The following is an 18,379-nucleotide window of genomic DNA, read 5'->3' on the forward strand; positions in this document are numbered from 1 at the left end:
CTCATTTTTGTTGGCTCAGGTTATCTTGGGCTGCGAGCTGGCGTTTTTGCTCACGTTCTTGGTAAGCTTTTTCTTTTGCCGCTTTTTCAATTTGTTCTTTTTGCTCAAATGCTTCATAAGCTTCAACAATTCGCGCCACTACCGGATGACGAACCACGTCTTGTGCCATGAAAAAATTGAAACTGATTTCAGGTACTTCGCTTAACACTTCGATAGCATGACGTAAGCCTGATTTTTGCCCACGGGGTAAATCGGTTTGAGTAATGTCACCGGTAATTACCGCCCGCGAGTTAAAGCCGATACGGGTTAAAAACATTTTCATTTGTTCTACCGTGGTATTTTGGCTCTCATCTAAAATAATAAATGCATCATTTAATGTGCGGCCGCGCATGTAAGCTAATGGAGCGACTTCAATCACGCTGCGCTCAATCAGTTTTTCAACTTTTTCAAAGCCCATCATTTCAAATAATGCATCATAGAGTGGACGTAAATAGGGATCGACTTTTTGGCTCAAATCACCAGGTAAAAAACCCAGTTTTTCACCCGCTTCAACCGCAGGCCGAGTCAATAAAATTCGACGAACTTCTTGGCGTTCATAAGCATCAACAGCCGCAGCGACCGCTAAATAGGTTTTACCTGTACCAGCAGGACCAATACCGAAACTAATATCATGGCGAGTGATATTGTGCATATACATGCTTTGATTCGGGGTACGTGGCTTAATGACGCCGCGCTTGGTCTTGATGTTAATGCCTGAATCATCCATACCGTCATCAGCTTCAAGCGCGATGGCCTCTTGGATGGCTAAGTGTACCATGTCGGGTTCTAAATCTGGGGTACTGCCTTTAACCGTTTGCGTTTCAATATAAAGCTGTTTAAGCAAGTTGTTTGCACTTAATGCATTACGCGGTAAGCCTACAATGGTGAAATGATTGTTTTTATGAATAATTTCCACACCTAAGCGACGTTCGATTTGTTTAATATTGTCGTCAAATGGGCCGCAGAGTGAAACTAAGCGGCGTGTATCTGAAGGTTCAAGATACAAGTTCATGGTGGTCACTTTAGTGGACAAATAAGGCTCCGATAACAATTATTTGGGTAATTAAAAACAGTGTACGTAGGTACTCAGCTTTTTTCTAGCACCCGATATTGATAGGTAAAAAATAAAAGGTGGACCAGCCACCTTTTATAATATGTCAATACGCTTAAACTATGCTTAAGGTTTAAATTGGGTCACGCCTATATCATCATCTTGCTTATGTTTGGCAAGAATTTCTGAAGGACGTAAGCTGCGACGTAAGTCCATTTCTGCTTCGCCGCGGATAAATTTACCGCGCAAAGAGTTGGTGTATACGTCAACAATTTCAACATCTACAAAACCACCGATGCTGGAATGTGGTGCTTCAAAGTTTACAACGCGATTGTTTTCCGTTCGGCCACGTAATTCCATTGGGTTTTTAACCGATGGGCCTTCAACTAACACACGTTGCACCGAGCCTAACATTTGACGGCTGTAGCGCATCGCTTGTTGGGTTATACGGTCTTGTAAAATGGCTAAACGCTGCTTTTTCTCTTCATCTGAGACGTCATCAGGTAAGTCAGCTGCAGGTGTACCTGGACGGGCACTGTAAATAAAGCTGAAGCTGTGGTCAAAACTGACATCTTCAATCAACTTCATAGTGTCTTCAAAGTCCTGCTGAGTTTCACCAGGGAAACCAATAATGAAGTCAGAGCTGATTTGAATATCGGGACGGGCTTTACGTAAACGGCGAATAATCGATTTGTATTCAATCGCCATATGGCCACGCTTCATTTGAGTCAAAATACGGTCAGAGCCTGATTGCACAGGTAGGTGCAAGAAGCTGACTAATTCAGGTGTATCTTCATACACATCGATAATATCTTGTGTGAACTCAATAGGATGACTTGTGGTAAAACGAATGCGGTCGATGCCATCAATGCTGGCAACTAAACGTAACAGTTCAGCAAAAGTACAAATCTGGTCATCATGGGTTGCACCTCGAAACGCGTTAACGTTTTGGCCCAAAAGGTTGACTTCACGTACACCTTGTTCAGCAAGTTGCGCAACTTCAAGAATCACATCATCAACAGGACGACTGACTTCTTCTCCGCGGGTGTAAGGCACTACGCAGAATGAACAATACTTGCTACATCCTTCCATGATTGATACGAAAGCCGTAGGACCTTCAGCTCGTGGTTCTGGTAAACGGTCAAATTTTTCAATTTCAGGGAAACTGATGTCAATAACCGCTTTTTCACCACGTTGAATTTGATCAATCATGTCAGGAAGACGGTGTAATGTTTGTGGGCCAAAAATAATATCAACGCATTGGGCGCGATCTTTAATGGCTTTACCTTCTTGAGACGCTACGCAGCCCCCTACACCAATAATCAAATTGGGATTTTTGTCTTTTAAGGTTTTCCATCTGCCTAATTGATGGAAAACCTTCTCCTGCGCTTTTTCGCGAATAGAACAAGTGTTTAGCAGCAATACGTCTGCTTCACTGGCATCCTCAGTTAAGGTATAGCCTTGGTATTCGTCTAATAAATCAGCCATCTTTGAAGAGTCATACTCATTCATTTGACAGCCCCAGGTTTTAATATGAAGTTTTTTACTCATCACTGCTCGCCGGTAACCTATAGTAAAAATAGCGCGATATTTTACCTGTTGTCAGCCCCTGTGGCTAGCCTTTGTGCGAGTTTCGCTAATATTACTCTGGCTGAGACAATACCCTTGCTTTTGCTAATGAATTAATCTCATCTTGAGATAGGGTAAATTTCGGTGCCGTTTGCACCATAAATACCCCAAATTCAGACGCCATATCCTGTGACTGGTTGCGCGCCTCGAGTACAATTTTCTGCTCAAGATCGCGATTAAAGTTTACCAGCATTTCCGTGGTTTGTTGATATAAGGCATAATCGAACGCATTGCGATAGGTTACCGTAATGATTTCAATGTTCGGACTTGTTGCCGATTGTGTGGTTGGGTTGATATTACTCTCTGCAATGGCTGTGCCTGCTAACATCATACCTGTTGCAATAACGCATATGTTTAGCGTGGTTGAAAATCGATTGATTCTATTTTGATAACGTTTCATGACTTCCTCGCTTAGCGCATCGCTTGTAAACTAAGGTTTGTAAGCTATCGCGCATTAATTTAGCCATCATTGGCTGATTTAACGTGAAACATTGGTTATCTACTTTGAGTATTTTGTCATACTCGTGAAAGTCGATAGGTTAATTTTATGCCTAAAGTACGTGTTAAATATGTCACCTTTGTAACCAAGTGTGGCTAAACCCTGTAATAGCAATATCTGTTCACAATTTAGTCAGTTTAGGTGTGTGTGCCTATTGGACTGAAGTTTTTTATTCAAGGAAGTGTCATGTCGCATACTCAATCTTCATCCGTCAAAGATAGCTCTGACACGAATAACTCTGTTCATCACTATGATGTCGTGATTAATGGGGGCGGTATGGTGGGTGCAGCTGTCGCCGTAGGCTTAGGCCAACTAGGGTTATCTGTGGCCGTTATTGAAGCAAGGCGGCCACAAGCGTTTGATGTTGAACAACCTCTTGATGTACGAGTATCTGCGATTAGTGTTGCATCGGCGCAATTGTTATCACGCCTTGGTGTGATGGACGAACTGCTAACATATCGTCATGTTCCTTATACCGGTCTCGAAACCTGGGAGATGGAGGGGTGCATGACTCAGTTTACGGCTGAGCAGGTGAGTGAGCCTCTTTTGGGCTACTTTTTTGAAAATCGATTAATTCAATTATGTTTATGGCAGCAAATCGATGCGTTAAAAAATGTCACCTTATTGTGCCCAGCTAAGGTAACAAAGTTTACCCGAGTGACCGCCTCAAATGATAATGGTCATGCTATTGAAGTGTTACTCGATGACGGCACAATTTTAGGTGCGTCGTTACTTGTTGGTGCCGATGGAGCACACTCACAGGTCAGACAATGGGCTGGCATAGGTATCACCGGATGGGATTATGCTCAATCCGCTATGCTCATAAATATTGAGACACAAACACCTCAGCAATCCGTTACCTGGCAACAATTTACCCCGCAAGGCCCGCGAAGTTTATTACCCCTACCGGGTAACCATGCTTCTTTAGTTTGGTATGACTCAGCGGCCAAAATAAAGCAATTGATGCAACTGAGTGATTTGCAATTAGCGGAACAAATTAAAACGCATTTCCCAAAAAGGTTGGATCCAAACTTTAGCGTTCAAGCCAAGGGAAGCTTTGGGTTAACCCGCCGCCATGCACAGCAATATTATCAGGAAAATTTGGTGATCCTGGGCGATGCGGCTCACACCATTAACCCTTTAGCTGGGCAAGGGGTGAATATTGGATTTAAAGATGTAGATGTATTGATTACTCAAATCGCCAGCGCAATCGGTAATGGTGAAGTGTGGTGGGATGATGCGGTATTAAAGCGTTACCAAGATGCACGATATTTAGATAATCAATTAATGATGAGCGCAATGGACATGTTTTATGCAGGTTTTAGCAATGATTTACTGCCGCTAAAATTACTGCGTAATGGCGCATTAAAGCTAGCCAACCTTGACAGCCCACTGAAGCAAAAAGTGCTCAGGTATGCGTTAGGCTTAAACTAGGGGGTGCGTTATTTACAGCGCCTTGTTGGCCGTTTAGATCAGACAGAGGCTTTGTGGCGTGGTTATTCAAGCTAAAAATCTGATAACGATGCAAAATCGGCTGTAAACGAAACGCGTTAGATCGGCGAAAACGTTTTACGCTTTGTTGAATTTACCTTCATGGAGAAAGCGTTACTTAGATTGAGTGGGCATCAATTCACAGCCTCAATTAAAATTTTTAATTAGCACGAAATTCAACCTGCAAAGGTCAGCAGCCCCTAGAAGATTAGCGTTAAAAAAATGCTGATGTGAATGGGTGTTTGTTGCTGACCAAATTGAGTGTTAAAATGCCGCGTTTTAAGGCTGTAGTACAACTAGTATTACAGGTTATCCATACAAGATTTAGGTAGTCATGAGTCACATTAAACTGATTGTAGGGTTAGCAAACCCGGGTGCTGAGTACGCGCAAACCCGCCACAATGCTGGTGCATGGTATGTTGAAGAGCTCGCGCGAGTTTATAATGTGCCACTGGTGGCTGAAAGTAAATATTTTGGCTTAACCGCAAGGGCGACGATTAATCATCGCGATGTGCGTTTGTTAATTCCAAGCACTTTTATGAATCTCAGCGGTAAATCTGTATCTGCATTAGCGAACTTTTTTCGAATTTTGCCTGAAGAAATTCTAGTCGCCCATGATGAGTTAGATATGCCCCCCGGCGTGGCTAAATTTAAATTAGGTGGCGGCCATGGCGGCCATAATGGGTTGAAAGACATTATATCGAGCCTTGCTAATGACAAAGGCTTCCACCGTTTACGGATTGGCATTGGCCATCCTGGTGATAAAAATCGAGTCTCTGGGTATGTGTTAGGCAAAGCGCCAGCAAGTGAGCAAGAGTTAATCACTGCGGCGATAGATGAAGCTGTACGATCAACAGATATTTTATATAAAGAAAACATGGCGAAAGCCATGACCAGACTACATTCGTTTAAAGCTGAATAGCTGAACGATACCAATTCGAACGTCATTATCAATGTGATAATTTTACATATAAAGGTATGCATATGGGTTTTAAATGCGGCATTGTTGGTTTGCCAAACGTCGGTAAGTCAACGCTGTTTAATGCACTTACACAAGCAGGTATCGAAGCGGCAAACTTTCCGTTTTGTACTATTGAGCCAAACACAGGTGTTGTGCCAGTGCCGGATCCGCGTCTTGATGCGTTAGCCGCCATTGTTAAACCCCAGCGTATATTGCCGACCACAATGGAATTTGTTGATATTGCTGGTTTGGTTGCGGGAGCATCGAAAGGTGAAGGCTTAGGCAATAAGTTTTTGGCTAACATTCGTGAAACCGATGCGATTGGTCATGTTGTTCGTTGTTTTGAAGACCCTAACATTGTCCATGTGGCTAATAAAATTGATCCAGCTGGCGATATTGAAGTGATCAACACCGAATTAGCATTAGCGGATTTAGACAGTTTAGAGCGTGCGATATTCCGTCAGCAAAAGAAAGCTAAAGGTGGCGATAAAGACGCTAAGTTTGAAGTGGAAGTATTAGAAAAAATGCGTCCAACTTTAGATGAAGGCCATATGCTACGTTCGTTAGACTTGGCAAAAGAAGAGTTAGCAGCCGTTGCTTACTTAAACTTTTTGACCTTAAAGCCTACCATGTATATTGCTAACGTGTCGGAAGATGGTTTCGAAAACAATCCGCATTTAGATGTTGTTAAAGCGATTGCTGCAAAAGAAAACGCAGTCGTCGTGGCAGTGTGTGCTGCGATTGAGTCAGAGCTTGCTGAAATGGAAGCGGATGAACGTGAAGAGTTTATGGCTGATTTAGGCATTGAAGAGCCAGGCCTTGATCGCGTTATTCGTGGCGGCTATAGCTTACTTAATTTACAAACCTACTTTACCGCAGGTGTAAAAGAAGTGCGTGCCTGGACAGTGCCTGTAGGAGCATCGGCGCCACAAGCTGCTGGCGTGATTCACACTGACTTTGAAAAAGGTTTTATTCGTGCTCAAGTGATGGCGTACGAAGACTTTATTACCTTCAAAGGTGAAGCGGGTGCCAAAGAAGCGGGTAAATTACGTGTAGAAGGTAAAACATACGTCGTTAAAGATGGCGATGTAATGCATTTCTTGTTCAACGTATAAAAAATATTTGGCGTAGCTTATTCATTAATTTGCTTGTTTGTATAGATTTTATACGTCGTAAGTAAGCTGAAATCGCTACGCCACAATATGAAATTGAATTGCTATTTTGGGGTTTGCTATAAAAAAGTGCTTTTTAGGGTAATAATTCGTTGGAACATTATTCAGTTTGGTGAAGTAATAGCCGAATAAGCAAGAATGATGAAAATAGCGAAAAAAAGCAGTTGACCTAGATACATCGAATAAGCATAATACGCCCCGTTCCTCGCTAAGAGGGCAGCGAAAATATAGTGGCAATGTAGCTCAGCTGGTTAGAGCACAGCACTCATAATGCTGGGGTCGCAGGTTCAAGTCCCGCCATTGCTACCATCTTCACTTTAAGTGAGTTCAAGATGTAAAACATGAACAGTTGTGCGGGAATGGTGAAATTGGTAGACACGCCAGATTTAGGTTCTGGTGCCGCAAGGTGTGAGAGTTCAAGTCTCTCTTCCCGTACCATTTATTAGAAAGACTGGCTAAGGCGGGTTTTTCAAAAAGTTTGTTTGGGGTATCGCCAAGTGGTAAGGCACCGGGTTTTGATCTCGGCATCCCCAGGTTCGAATCCTGGTACCCCAGCCATATTAAGCTGTACAGTTACAAAAGTTTAAAAGTTAGTTTGATAATCTTTGAAGATTATTGGGGTATCGCCAAGTGGTAAGGCACCGGGTTTTGATCTCGGCATCCCCAGGTTCGAATCCTGGTACCCCAGCCATTTTTTTGTAAGAAAAAATGTGGCAATGTAGCTCAGCTGGTTAGAGCACAGCACTCATAATGCTGGGGTCGCAGGTTCAAGTCCCGCCATTGCTACCATATTTTCTAGGTGGAATGGTAAAGCCAGTTCAGTTAGTTAATATCAAAGTTTACTCTAATATAAATTAGGGTATACTCGTAAAAGTTTGATGCGGGAATGGTGAAATTGGTAGACACGCCAGATTTAGGTTCTGGTGCCGCAAGGTGTGAGAGTTCAAGTCTCTCTTCCCGTACCATCAAATTCTTCTAAAAGTACTTCCTTTCGAAATTAAAATAATTGGGGTATCGCCAAGTGGTAAGGCACCGGGTTTTGATCTCGGCATTCCCAGGTTCGAATCCTGGTACCCCAGCCATTTACTCTGTCTTGCTATTCTCAAATCGTATTAATATCAATCGTAATAAATAACTGATCATTCTAGCTTGTGATAATACCTGATAACGGCGTTAGATTTTTGATTGTAGAATAACTACTTATCAAAAAAATCTGCCTTGTTATCACGCATTTTTCCTACGCTATTTCGGGCCACTTATTTACTGTGATTGGTATAAAAACCCCATTCGAATAAAACATGTGATAATGATTCAGCTTTTCCAGTATCCTGTTGCCATACTTTCTGGTGATTCAGTTTTCTGCTTTAGGTGTTTTTGACCGGTTGATTCAACATAGAAGATGGTGTTTAGGTGTAAGCTTCAAGTAAATGCCGTGCGAGATAGCTAAATATAGCGCTAATACCCAGCTTGATGCTTTTAATGCTGCGTAACGAGTTTAAACTTAGACTGACATGAAAATTGAAATAAAAGACATTACCACTGAAACTGTGAGCTGCTCAAATTGCCAGGCGTGTTGCTGCCGCTTAGAAGTGATGATTATTTCTGACACGGGTGTACCGAAGAAATATATAGCATTTGATAAGTGGGGAGGAGAAACCATGTTGCGTTTGTCTGATGGCTGGTGCTCTGCATTAGATAGAGAGTCTATGATGTGCACCATTTATGAAAATCGCCCCTGGATTTGCCGTGAATTTGAAATGGGTTCATATGAGTGTGTCACTCAAAGAGCCGAGGTGAGTTAATTTTCACTGTTTCATTGGTATCAAAATAAAAAATGCCGCTAATTATTAGCGGCATTGTCATTTTGATGAGTGCTAGTTTAAACCACGGCGCTTTAGCAAAGCATCTGTTGTAGGAGCTTGTCCTCTAAAGGATTGGTAAGCTTCCATTGGTGGCACGCTATTGCCTACTTCGCGGATCGTTTTACGATACTTCATGCCTATTTCACGGTTTAAACCGCCTTGTGTTTGTACATAAGCGAAAGCATCAGCCGCTAAGATCTCACTCCACATATAGGCATAGTAACTGGCAGAATACCCACCAGGGAATGAATGCGCAAAGAAGCTTGATTTGTAACGTGGTGGAACCGCAGCAATATCAACGCCATGCTTTTTGAGAGCCGCGGTTTCAAAGCTGGCGACATCTTGCAGTGGCGCATCAGCGGGCAATGAATGCCATTCTAGGTCCACTAAAGCTGCAGCCATGTATTCCAAGGTATCGAACCCTTGGTTAAAGCTGCGTGAGTTAAGTAACTTTTGCAGCAGAGGTTCTGGGATCACTTCACCTGTTTGATAATGTTTAGCATAGTTAGCTAGCACTTCGGGATGAGCTGCCCAGTCTTCTTCAAACGTTGATGGAAATTCAACAAAATCACGAGAAACAGACGTGCCAGCTAAGCTTGGATATGTCACTTTGGAGAACATACCATGAGTGCCATGCCCCATCTCATGAAACATAGTCGTGACTTCATCATAGCTGACAAACGTTGGCTCACCGTCAGGGGCTTTTTTAATGTTCATCACATTAACCACCACTGGCTTGGTCTCTAACAATGTAGATTGACCGACGAAAGAGCTCATCCATGCGCCACCACGTTTCCCTTCACGGGCGAAATAGTCGGCGTAGAAAATGGCCATTGAACTACCATCAACATCAAACATTTCATATGCTTTGACATCTTCATGATAGACAGGTAAATCTGGACGCGGCTTCAGGGTTACGCCATAAAGTTTTTCAAGGGTAAAAAACACCCCATCTTGTAACACACGTTCAAATTCGAAGTACGGTTTAATGGACGCTGAATCTAAATCAAATTTATCCTGGCGTACCTTTTCTGCGTAAAACTCCCAATCCCATGGGGCTAGCGTAAAGTCACCACCGGTTTTGGTGATCATCGCTTGTATGTCGGCAGCTTCTTTTTCGGTATTCGCGACAACCGCAGGCACCATAGACCCAAACATGCTGTAAACTGCTTCAGGCGTTTTTGCCATTTGCGGCGCTAATTGGTAATCGGCCCAACTTTTAAAGCCTAATAATGCTGCTCGTTCGGCGCGAAGTTGTGCTAATCGAGAAACTAATGATGCGGTTTCGTTTTCACCACTTAAACCGCGATTAGCAGAGGCTAACCAGATACGCTCACGCAGTTGACGGTTTTCAAGTTTCGCTAATACCGGTTGGCGAGTCGTGTTTGTGATATTGAGTAAGTACTTACCAGGATAGCCTTGTGCCTCAGCATCCACTTTAGCGGCTCGAATACTGCTATCTGATAACCCAGCTAATTCTTCAACAGAATCGATGACTACCGCATTTTGCTTAGTTAATGTCATCAGACGCTGGCTAAACTCATTGGTTAAAGTCGATTGTTCTTCGTTTAATAAGCGTATTTTAGCTTTTTGTGAGTCGGTTAACTTTGCCCCTGCCAGCACAAAGCGTTGATGATAAACTTCAATCAATCTCACTTCTTCGGCGGTCAAGTTAAGTGCGTGACGCTGTACATGAAGGCTGTCAATACGGTTGAACAGTGCACTATTGAGATGAATATTATCTGAATGCGCCGCCATAACTGGTGCCATATTGGCTTGTATTTCAAGTAATTGGGGATTGCTATTTGAACCCGTTAAATTATAGAAAATTTGTGAGGTTCGGGTAAGTAATTCACCGCTGGTTTCCAACGCGACAATGGTGTTATTGAAGCTTGCTTCTTCCGGATTATTTGCAATATCTAAAACCTGCTGGTAATGCTCTTTTATGCCTTGTTCTAATGCCGGCTGAAAATGTGCATCCTTGATAATGCTGAAGTCGGGCGCTTGGTACTGCAATGAACTGGGTGTTAGAAGCGGGTTCTGCATTTGGATATTTTGAGTGAGAGTGGTTTGAGCTGTTGATGTGTCATTCGCGATTGAACAACCTGTTGCCATTAACGATGTGGCTATTGATGCCGCCAGTAATGCTTTACGCATATTATCTATACCTTGAATAAATAGTGCCTATTATTTTTGTGCTGACAAGGTAGCAATCCAATCTTAAAAGTGACTTAATCGGTCGAATATTTGGATTTTAGAGTATAAAAAAATGCCGTTTGTAGTTATACAAACGGCATTCATAAAGCGGTATCAGTAAATGATTCGCGTCGTATTTAGTGGCGGAACATTGCTGAGATCGATTCTTCGTTGCTTACACGACGAATCGCTTCAGCAAGTACAGCTGACATAGTTAGCTGTGAAACTTTATCAACTTTAAGCATTTCAGGGCTTAATGGTACAGTATCAGTTACTATGACTTCATCAATCACTGAGTTAGCAATGTTTTGAGCAGCATTACCAGAGAAAACTGGGTGAGTCGCATAAGCAAACACGCGGTTAGCGCCATGTTCTTTTAGTGCCTCAGCCGCTTTACATAAGGTGCCACCGGTATCAATCATGTCGTCGACAATAATACAGTCACGGCCTTGAACGTCACCAATGATATGCATTACCTGAGCAACGTTTGCCTGTGGACGACGTTTATCTATGATCGCTAGATCTGAATCATCTAATAATTTAGCAACAGCACGGGCACGCACAACACCACCGATGTCTGGCGACACCACAACTGGGTTGTCTAATTTCTTCGCTAACATATCTTCTAGTAACACTGGGCTACCAAATACGTTATCGACAGGCACATCAAAGAAACCTTGAATTTGCTCTGCATGTAAATCACAGGTTAAAACACGGTCAACACCAACACTTGATAAGAAGTCGGCAACCACTTTAGCGGTAATAGGTACACGAGCGCTGCGTACACGACGGTCTTGGCGAGCGTAACCAAAGTAAGGAATTACTGCGGTAATACGGCCAGCAGAAGCACGACGTAGTGCATCAACCATCACGATTAATTCCATTAGGTTATCGTTGGTTGGTGCACAGGTAGATTGGATGATAAATACATCTGCACCACGCACGTTTTCGTTAATTTGAACACTGATTTCACCGTCGCTGAAACGGCCTACAACTGCGTCTCCAAGTTTGCAAAATAAACGGTCGGCAATCTTGGCGGCTAGATTTGGGGTAGCGTTACCAGCAAAGAGCTTGATGTCGGGCACTTTATGAACCTCAGGTGTTTGCTTAAAATTAGTGGCTAAATCAATTTTACGTGTTTGCACTCAAAATTGACTCAGAAGAATATTAATCGAGCTTACTTAATCGCGCTAATAGCGGCGATGTATTGAGCCCTTTTGCGACAAAGCCTTTCATGTCAGCCGGTAATTGCGCTAATACGTCAAATGCTTGTTGCGAATGCTTGAATTCCCCAAACACACATGCGCCTGTTCCGGTCATTCTCGACGGCGCATATTCTACCAGCCAGCTTAAGGCATTGGCAACTTGAGGGTGCTCTTTGATAACTAAATTTTGACAATCATTTGTCCATTTATTGGACATTAATGTGTCCAAGTGAAGCTTTGGTGTACAACGGGGCAAATCTGGGTGTTGGAAAATACTGCGGGTGCAAACATGGGTGTCGGGGGTAATCACCAAGTACCAATGTTCTTCTGGTGTAGCGCGTTGAAGTTTTTCACCCACACCTTCTGCAAAAGCGGCTAAACCATTAATAAATACAGGTACATCAGCACCTAGCGCTAATCCTAGTTCGGCCAGTTTTGCATTCGATAGGCGCGTATTCCACAGTGCATTTAGCGCCACGAGTGTGGTTGCAGCATCCGATGAACCGCCACCAAGACCGCCACCCATTGGCAATAATTTTTCTAACCAGATGACAGCGCCACCATGATATCCGCTGTAATCTTTTAACGATTTTGCAGCCTTAAGAATTAAGTTATCGCTGTCAGGGACAGAATCAGACATATTTGAATGCAGTTGAATTTCTGCGGTTTCAGTAATTTGAAAATCAAGGTAGTCGCAGCGATCGATAAATTGAAACAGGGTTTGCAACTCGTGATAACCGTCTTCACGTTGGCCGGTAACGTGTAAAAATAAATTTAATTTTGCAGGCGCAGGCCAGCGCTTGGAGACCGGAAAAGAGGTTTTCACATTATTATCCTATTTATTCTCATGTGGGCTTTTTATTTTGGCGTCAAAGCCTGCCATAAATTGGTTTGTATTTTGATCTGAATGTCATCACGTTCTATCTTTAACTGCCTTGGCACTAAGGTACCACTTTGCTGCTGCCAGTTAATAAAACTTACCTTCCAGTCTGATTGCGCATCAGGACTGCTGAACTGCTTAATTTGGCCTAGTGAATCATAGCTGATAACTTTATCGTTCTTGCCGACTCTTCCTGTCAGCCATAAAGGAATATCACTAAAGGGAATGGTGATACCACTGATACCTTCTAGTAAGGCTTGGGCGTCATTATCGTGGTAGGTCTTACCCTCTACCTCCAGTGTCGCCAGACCTTGAATATTTTTTAACGTAAGCACATTGGTACCTAGCGGCGTTGTGAGACGAAGTTCGTTACCTTGAAGATGATGAAACCAATATAGGTTAGTGCTGAATTTGTCAGTTGAAGACTTGAATGCAATCTTGCCTTGAAGCTCCCAGTTATTCGCTTCTTGAGTATTTGTGACTTCAATTGGCTGGTATTCTTGAGTCGGTAAGGTGCTACATCCACTTAACAGCAGTAAAGCCGTGGCTAAGGCAAAATAGTATGATTTTATAAAACGTGGCAAAAGAGGCTCGTATACAAAACAGAGGATGTCTCTATAATACTGCTCATTAGCAAAGTTGTAAAAATGCTTTTGCGATTCAAATTAAGATACTGTTACCAGAAAGAAAAAATTAGACATATATTCGGTTTTGTTAACCCTATTGTGTTTTTAATCGGGCTGATTAAGTAGAATGGCCTAATTAACGATACCGAGAAGAACTTAGAACGAGTCAGATGAGCCTAGTAGCAATCGGGATAAACCATAAAACCGCCACGGTAGATTTGCGTGAGAAAGTCGCTTTTTCGCCAGACAGAATACACGATGCGATGAAAAGCTTGGCCAGTCGCACCTCAACGGGTGAAGCTGTGATCGTGTCTACCTGTAACCGTACCGAACTTTATTGCAATAACGCCAGCGAAACAGACATTATTGAATGGCTGCAGGATTATCATGGTTTAAGCCATGAAGAATTGATGCCCTGTATTTACGCCTATAAAGAGCAAGTTGCGGTAAAACATTTGATGCGAGTATCGTCAGGCTTAGATTCTTTGGTGTTGGGTGAACCGCAAATTCTCGGCCAGGTAAAACAAGCTTTTGCCAAAGCCAAAGAGGCGGGCACAACCGCAATTACCATCGACAGATTGTTTCAAAATACCTTCTCAGTGGCTAAAAAAGTTCGTACAGAAACAGAAATCGGTGCGGCAGCAGTATCGGTTGCATTCGCCGCAGTGAGCATGGCGAAACATATTTTCTCCAGTTTAAGTCGCACAAAAGTCCTGTTAATTGGTGCTGGTGAGACAATAGAACTTGTGGCTAAGCACCTTAAAGATAATGAAGTTGCCTCTATTGTTGTCGCCAATCGAACTATTGAACGCGCACAGGCCATGTGTGAAGAGTTCAATGCGACTGCAATTACACTGCAGCAAATTCCTGATTACCTTGCAAAGGCGGATATTGTGATATCCTCTACCGCCAGCCCATTACCCATTTTAGGTAAAGGTATGGTCGAAAAGGCACTCAAACAACGTCGTCACCAACCTATGTTGCTTGTCGATATTGCTGTGCCAAGAGATATTGAAGCGGAAGTCGGTGAGTTAGACGACGCTTTCCTTTATACTGTGGACGATTTACATAGTATCATTGAACAGAACATGGCTTCCCGAAAGGAAGCGGCCGAGCAAGCTGAATTAATAACTGAAGAACAATCCCATATATTTATGGAATGGGTTCGTTCTTTAGAGTCTGTTGACAGTATTCGTGAGTATCGCAGCCAAAGTGTGGCAATTAAAGACGAGTTAGTTGAACGTGCCTTGAACAAATTGGCTCAAGGTGGCGATGGCGAGCAAGTATTATTGGAATTAGCGAATAGATTAACCAATCGCCTGATCCACGCACCCACACAAGCGTTAACGGCAGCAAGCCGTCAAGGCGATTTGAATACGTTAGGACAATTAAGAATAGCGCTCGGACTCGATAAAAATTAAGGTTAGCGAGCTAAATGAAAGAATCCGTTATCCGCAAGCTTGAAGGCTTGCTTGAGCGAAATGAAGAAGTACTGGCTTTATTATCTGATGCTGGCGTGATCGCCGATCAAGAGCGTTTTCGCGCACTATCAAAAGAATATTCTCAACTTGAAGATGTCGTAAAAGGTTTCAAAGATTTTCAACAAGCCCAAGTAGACCTTGAGTCTGCAAAGGAAATGCTTGAAGAAGATGACGCCGAAATGCGTGAAATGGCCCAAGAAGAAATCAAACAGGCGAAAGTTGAATTAGTCCGTTTAGAAGATGAATTGCAAATTCTGTTACTGCCTAAAGATCCCAACGATGATACCAATGCGTTTATGGAAATTCGTGCCGGAGCAGGTGGTGATGAAGCGGCTATTTTTGCTGGCGATCTATATCGTATGTACAGCAAGTATGCAGAAGCAAATCGTTGGCAGATGGAAATCATGAGCGTCAACGAAGGCGAACATGGCGGCTTTAAAGAGATAATCGTTAAAGTCAGTGGTGAAAGCGTTTACGGCCGCTTGAAGTATGAATCTGGTGGACACCGTGTACAGCGTGTTCCTGAAACCGAATCTCAGGGGCGTGTGCATACCTCAGCATGTACCGTGGTTGTGATGCATGAAGTGCCTGAAGCCGAAGCGATTTCAATTAACCCAGCTGATTTAAAAGTAGATACGTTCCGCGCATCTGGTGCCGGTGGGCAGCACGTTAACAAAACTGACTCCGCGATTCGTATTACCCATATTCCATCGGGTATTATTGTTGAGTGTCAGGATCAACGTTCGCAGCACAAAAACCGTGCGCAAGCGATGAGTGTTTTGGCGGCTCGAATTCAAGCCGTTGAAGATGAAAAACGTCGCAGTGAAGAAGAATCGACGCGTCGTAGCCTAGTGGCTAGTGGCGATCGCTCTGAGCGTATTAGAACTTACAATTACCCACAAGGTCGAGTCAGTGACCATCGCATCAACTTAACGCTTTATCGCTTAGGTGAAGTGATGGAAGGTGATTTGAATGCATTACTAGATCCGATTATGCAAGAGCATCAAGCGGACTTACTTGCAGCCTTGTCTGGCGACTAAGGACATCTTTTGCCCCAGTCATCTTATTCAACCATAGTTGAAGCCCAACAATGGGCTTTTTCACAACTAGCAGCAACCTCTGAATCTGCCCACGTAGATGCAGAGGCATTGCTGGTTCATTGTCTCAATAAATCGCGTAGTTTCTTATATACTTGGCCTGAAAAAACATTGACGGTCGAGCAATTTAAAAACTTTCAGCAAATGGTCAAAAAACGTCAACAAGGCATGCCTGTCGCGCATATTATTGGCGAGCGTGAATTTTGGTCGTTACCTTTTATTGTTAATGAGTCGACACTCATTCCGCGCCCAGATACTGAGATTTTAGTTGAAACAGCACTTAATCTTGACGTGCGTTTTAATGCTAGAGTGCTGGATTTAGGCACAGGGACGGGGGCAATTGCATTATCCATTGCCCATGAAAGGCCTAAATGGCGAATTACTGCGATTGATAAAGTGCCTGAAGCGGTAGCGCTAGCCAAAGCCAATCGTGCCAATCTTAACCTTGAACAAGTTGAGATTTTACAATCAGATTGGTTTAGTGCGGTCAAAGATAGAGACTTTGATTTGATTGTCTCTAACCCGCCATATATTGATGAGCAAGACGAGCATTTGCACATGGGTGATGTTCGCTTTGAACCGCAAAGTGCCTTAACTGCTGCGGACGAAGGCTTTGCCGATCTTTATCATATTGCTGATAAAGCTCGTGAACATTTATTACCTGGCGGTTTCTTATTGCTTGAACATGGTTATCAGCAAGCGATAAAAGTGAGACAGAAATTGATTGATTTAGGATACCAAGACGTAGCAACTGTGCGCGACTTTGGCAGCAATGATCGCTGCACCATAGGAACATGGACTGAATAGCGATCGTAGCTGATGCTATTGGAAAGCGGTTAGTTTATCGAGTAAACTAGCCGCTATTTTATTTATGCCCAACTGAGAACAACAATAATGGAAACATTTTACAGTTTATATCCAGCGGTAAAGCATACTCATTTAATGTTTATTGCTTTGAGCGTCGCGTTTTTTATTTTGCGCTTTGTACTGCATATTCGCCAATCGCCGCTTATGGACAGAAAATTTCTTAAAGTGGCACCGCATGTAATTGATACTTTCTTATTAGTGTCAGGCTTTACCCTTTGCTTTATGATCAAGCAGTATCCGTTTGTGGATCCATGGATGACCGAAAAAATCATCTGTGTTGTGGCATACATTGTATTAGGGATCATGGCACTTAAATCTAACCGAAATAAACTGTTCAAGTTTTTTGCCTTTATTGGTGCAATCGGTTGGTTAGTGTTAGCGGCCAAGCTGGCTCATTTTAAACAAGTCGTATTAATGGGTTAATTGATTTTTAATGGCAAAACTTCAACTTGATGATGCAGTTTCTATACCTGAAACTGCATTTGAGCTTTCTGAACATTTAGGTTTTTCTCGCGCTCAACCTGCCTTATGGGCATGGTATGAAATTGCTGGCTCAGTATTGAGCCATTATGTTGTGGATCAAAACGCGCGCTTACAAAGACTATTCAACTGGTTTTATAATGATTTAGGTTTTCAAGCACGGGAAGATTACTTCAGCGTGGAAGCCGCAGATCTGTGTTTTTGTGTGTTAAAAAGGCAGGGTAACAGTACTACGCTTGCAACCTTATTGGTGCTTTTGGCAAAGCAGCTAGATTTACCTTTAGATGCAGTGTTACTGCCAGGGCAAACGGTATTACGTAGCTTATTGAATGATAAAATCAGCTACTTTGACCCATTAACGGGTAAAGAGTTAAGCCGACATCAGTTACACTCTTTAGTGCGTGGTGAGCTTGGTAATGCCGCTAAATTGAAACCGAGCCATATTAAGCCTGCCACACTTAAGCGCTTAATTAGTCGTATGCTGCATGAATTAAAAGCGGGTTGTATTGTTAGCCAAAAATTTGAGCAAGCGATGGAGTGCTGTAATTTATTGTTGCAATGGCATCCAGATGACGTGCATCTTAATCGCGAGCGTGCTTTTATTGCTCAGCAACTTGGGTGCATAAAAGTGGCGATGTCTGATTTGCAGCACTTTATTGATAATAGCCCGCATGATCCTGTTATCGAATTGGTTAAAATGCAATTAAAGGAATTGAGCCAACACTCGCAAATTTATCATTAACAAATCAGGCTCTTTTGAGCCTGATTTGTTATGATACGTCGGTTCAATATACACATGTATCAATACCCTGTATTTGAAAAAGGAAACGGGTCAGCTTGTTC

At 42.8% G+C, this 18,379-nt stretch carries 16 protein-coding genes and 7 tRNA genes; 16 read left to right on the forward strand and 7 right to left on the reverse strand.

The genetic code is table 11. The annotated features are described in order from the left end of the window. Position 1 precedes the first annotated feature (1 nt). The 3 genes from IEY03_RS06120 to IEY03_RS06130 form a co-directional block, all read right to left on the reverse strand. Positions 2–1,072, reverse strand: a complete 1,071-nt coding sequence (locus tag IEY03_RS06120) for a PhoH family protein (RefSeq protein ID WP_188840484.1) — start codon at positions 1,070–1,072, stop codon at positions 2–4. Positions 1,073–1,216: 144 nt separating this feature from the next. After that, positions 1,217–2,641, reverse strand: a complete 1,425-nt coding sequence (gene miaB / locus IEY03_RS06125) for a tRNA (N6-isopentenyl adenosine(37)-C2)-methylthiotransferase MiaB (RefSeq protein WP_188840485.1) — start codon at positions 2,639–2,641, stop codon at positions 1,217–1,219. 91 nt (positions 2,642–2,732) lie between these two features. Beyond that, positions 2,733–3,119, reverse strand: a complete 387-nt coding sequence (locus IEY03_RS06130) for a hypothetical protein (protein WP_188840486.1) — start codon at positions 3,117–3,119, stop codon at positions 2,733–2,735. Positions 3,120–3,404: 285 nt separating this feature from the next. Between IEY03_RS06130 and IEY03_RS06135 the strand changes: the two genes are divergently transcribed. The 11 genes from IEY03_RS06135 (at position 3,405) to IEY03_RS06185 (ending at position 8,644) form a co-directional block, all read left to right on the forward strand. Continuing rightward, entirely contained in the window at positions 3,405–4,652 is a 1,248-nt protein-coding gene (locus IEY03_RS06135) for an FAD-dependent monooxygenase (protein WP_188840487.1), read from the forward strand. Between the two features lie 391 nt (positions 4,653–5,043). Further along, a complete protein-coding gene (gene pth, locus IEY03_RS06140; RefSeq protein WP_188840488.1) occupies positions 5,044–5,631 on the forward strand; it encodes an aminoacyl-tRNA hydrolase in 588 nt (195 codons plus the stop codon). A gap of 62 nt (positions 5,632–5,693) precedes the next feature. After that, positions 5,694–6,785: a redox-regulated ATPase YchF gene (ychF, locus tag IEY03_RS06145; protein WP_188840489.1), complete on the forward strand. Its 1,092-nt coding sequence runs from the start codon at positions 5,694–5,696 to the stop codon at positions 6,783–6,785. 289 nt (positions 6,786–7,074) lie between these two features. After that, positions 7,075–7,151 (forward strand) — tRNA-Met (locus IEY03_RS06150). A 44-nt stretch (positions 7,152–7,195) separates the two neighbouring features. Beyond that, positions 7,196–7,280: transfer RNA gene (locus IEY03_RS06155), tRNA-Leu, on the forward strand. Between the two features lie 45 nt (positions 7,281–7,325). Further along, positions 7,326–7,400: transfer RNA gene (locus IEY03_RS06160), tRNA-Gln, on the forward strand. Positions 7,401–7,458: 58 nt separating this feature from the next. Further along, positions 7,459–7,533, forward strand: a tRNA-Gln gene (locus tag IEY03_RS06165). A gap of 21 nt (positions 7,534–7,554) precedes the next feature. After that, a tRNA-Met gene (locus IEY03_RS06170) sits at positions 7,555–7,631 on the forward strand. Positions 7,632–7,722: 91 nt separating this feature from the next. Beyond that, a tRNA-Leu gene (locus IEY03_RS06175) sits at positions 7,723–7,807 on the forward strand. 42 nt (positions 7,808–7,849) lie between these two features. Continuing rightward, a tRNA-Gln gene (locus IEY03_RS06180) sits at positions 7,850–7,924 on the forward strand. A gap of 429 nt (positions 7,925–8,353) precedes the next feature. After that, positions 8,354–8,644, forward strand: a complete 291-nt coding sequence (locus IEY03_RS06185) for a YkgJ family cysteine cluster protein (protein ID WP_188840490.1) — start codon at positions 8,354–8,356, stop codon at positions 8,642–8,644. A gap of 72 nt (positions 8,645–8,716) precedes the next feature. Here the strand turns inward: IEY03_RS06185 and IEY03_RS06190 are convergent, their stop codons facing one another. The 4 genes from IEY03_RS06190 to lolB all read right to left on the reverse strand — a co-directional run bounded on the left by IEY03_RS06190 (position 8,717) and on the right by lolB (position 13,569). After that, complete coding sequence (locus IEY03_RS06190; RefSeq protein ID WP_188840491.1) at positions 8,717–10,861, reverse strand: M3 family metallopeptidase; 2,145 nt, start codon at positions 10,859–10,861, stop codon at positions 8,717–8,719. A 176-nt stretch (positions 10,862–11,037) separates the two neighbouring features. Then, positions 11,038–11,985, reverse strand: coding sequence for a ribose-phosphate pyrophosphokinase (locus tag IEY03_RS06195; protein ID WP_188840714.1), 948 nt, complete (start codon positions 11,983–11,985; stop codon positions 11,038–11,040). A gap of 82 nt (positions 11,986–12,067) precedes the next feature. Beyond that, positions 12,068–12,931 carry a 4-(cytidine 5'-diphospho)-2-C-methyl-D-erythritol kinase gene (gene ispE, locus IEY03_RS06200; RefSeq protein ID WP_188840492.1) on the reverse strand — a complete coding sequence of 288 codons (864 nt, stop codon included), beginning with the start codon at positions 12,929–12,931 and terminating at the stop codon, positions 12,068–12,070. A gap of 32 nt (positions 12,932–12,963) precedes the next feature. Next, positions 12,964–13,569 carry a lipoprotein insertase outer membrane protein LolB gene (gene lolB, locus IEY03_RS06205; RefSeq protein WP_188840493.1) on the reverse strand — a complete coding sequence of 202 codons (606 nt, stop codon included), beginning with the start codon at positions 13,567–13,569 and terminating at the stop codon, positions 12,964–12,966. Positions 13,570–13,781: 212 nt separating this feature from the next. On the opposite strand from lolB, the gene hemA reads away from it, so the two are divergent. From hemA to IEY03_RS06230, 5 genes are all read left to right on the forward strand, one after another. After that, entirely contained in the window at positions 13,782–15,032 is a 1,251-nt protein-coding gene (hemA, locus tag IEY03_RS06210; RefSeq protein WP_188840494.1) for a glutamyl-tRNA reductase, read from the forward strand. A gap of 14 nt (positions 15,033–15,046) precedes the next feature. Then, on the forward strand, positions 15,047–16,132 hold the full coding sequence (gene prfA / locus IEY03_RS06215; RefSeq protein WP_188840495.1) for a peptide chain release factor 1: 1,086 nt from the start codon (positions 15,047–15,049) through the stop codon (positions 16,130–16,132). A gap of 9 nt (positions 16,133–16,141) precedes the next feature. Further along, positions 16,142–16,996 carry a peptide chain release factor N(5)-glutamine methyltransferase gene (prmC, locus tag IEY03_RS06220; RefSeq protein WP_188840496.1) on the forward strand — a complete coding sequence of 285 codons (855 nt, stop codon included), beginning with the start codon at positions 16,142–16,144 and terminating at the stop codon, positions 16,994–16,996. An 87-nt stretch (positions 16,997–17,083) separates the two neighbouring features. Next, positions 17,084–17,479 carry a SirB2 family protein gene (locus tag IEY03_RS06225; RefSeq protein WP_188840497.1) on the forward strand — a complete coding sequence of 132 codons (396 nt, stop codon included), beginning with the start codon at positions 17,084–17,086 and terminating at the stop codon, positions 17,477–17,479. A gap of 10 nt (positions 17,480–17,489) precedes the next feature. Then, entirely contained in the window at positions 17,490–18,278 is a 789-nt protein-coding gene (locus IEY03_RS06230) for a transglutaminase family protein (RefSeq protein WP_188840498.1), read from the forward strand. Positions 18,279–18,379 lie beyond the last annotated feature (101 nt).

Origin of the sequence: Shewanella aestuarii, assembly GCF_014647215.1 — a bacterium.
Taxonomy (GTDB): Bacteria; Pseudomonadota; Gammaproteobacteria; order Enterobacterales; family Shewanellaceae; genus Shewanella; species Shewanella aestuarii.

What these genes read in the sequence shown, in the direction of transcription:
- miaB (WP_188840485.1), bottom strand. Translation starts at nt 2,641, where the DNA reads ATGAGTAAAAAACTTCATATTAAAACCTGGGGCTGTCAAATGAATGAG.
- IEY03_RS06130 (WP_188840486.1), bottom strand. Translation starts at nt 3,119, where the DNA reads ATGAAACGTTATCAAAATAGAATCAATCGATTTTCAACCACGCTAAAC.
- IEY03_RS06135 (WP_188840487.1), top strand. Translation starts at nt 3,405, where the DNA reads ATGTCGCATACTCAATCTTCATCCGTCAAAGATAGCTCTGACACGAAT.
- pth (WP_188840488.1), top strand. Translation starts at nt 5,044, where the DNA reads ATGAGTCACATTAAACTGATTGTAGGGTTAGCAAACCCGGGTGCTGAG.
- ychF (WP_188840489.1), top strand. Translation starts at nt 5,694, where the DNA reads ATGGGTTTTAAATGCGGCATTGTTGGTTTGCCAAACGTCGGTAAGTCA.
- IEY03_RS06185 (WP_188840490.1), top strand. Translation starts at nt 8,354, where the DNA reads ATGAAAATTGAAATAAAAGACATTACCACTGAAACTGTGAGCTGCTCA.
- IEY03_RS06190 (WP_188840491.1), bottom strand. Translation starts at nt 10,861, where the DNA reads ATGCGTAAAGCATTACTGGCGGCATCAATAGCCACATCGTTAATGGCA.
- hemA (WP_188840494.1), top strand. Translation starts at nt 13,782, where the DNA reads ATGAGCCTAGTAGCAATCGGGATAAACCATAAAACCGCCACGGTAGAT.
- prfA (WP_188840495.1), top strand. Translation starts at nt 15,047, where the DNA reads ATGAAAGAATCCGTTATCCGCAAGCTTGAAGGCTTGCTTGAGCGAAAT.
- IEY03_RS06225 (WP_188840497.1), top strand. Translation starts at nt 17,084, where the DNA reads ATGGAAACATTTTACAGTTTATATCCAGCGGTAAAGCATACTCATTTA.
- IEY03_RS06230 (WP_188840498.1), top strand. Translation starts at nt 17,490, where the DNA reads ATGGCAAAACTTCAACTTGATGATGCAGTTTCTATACCTGAAACTGCA.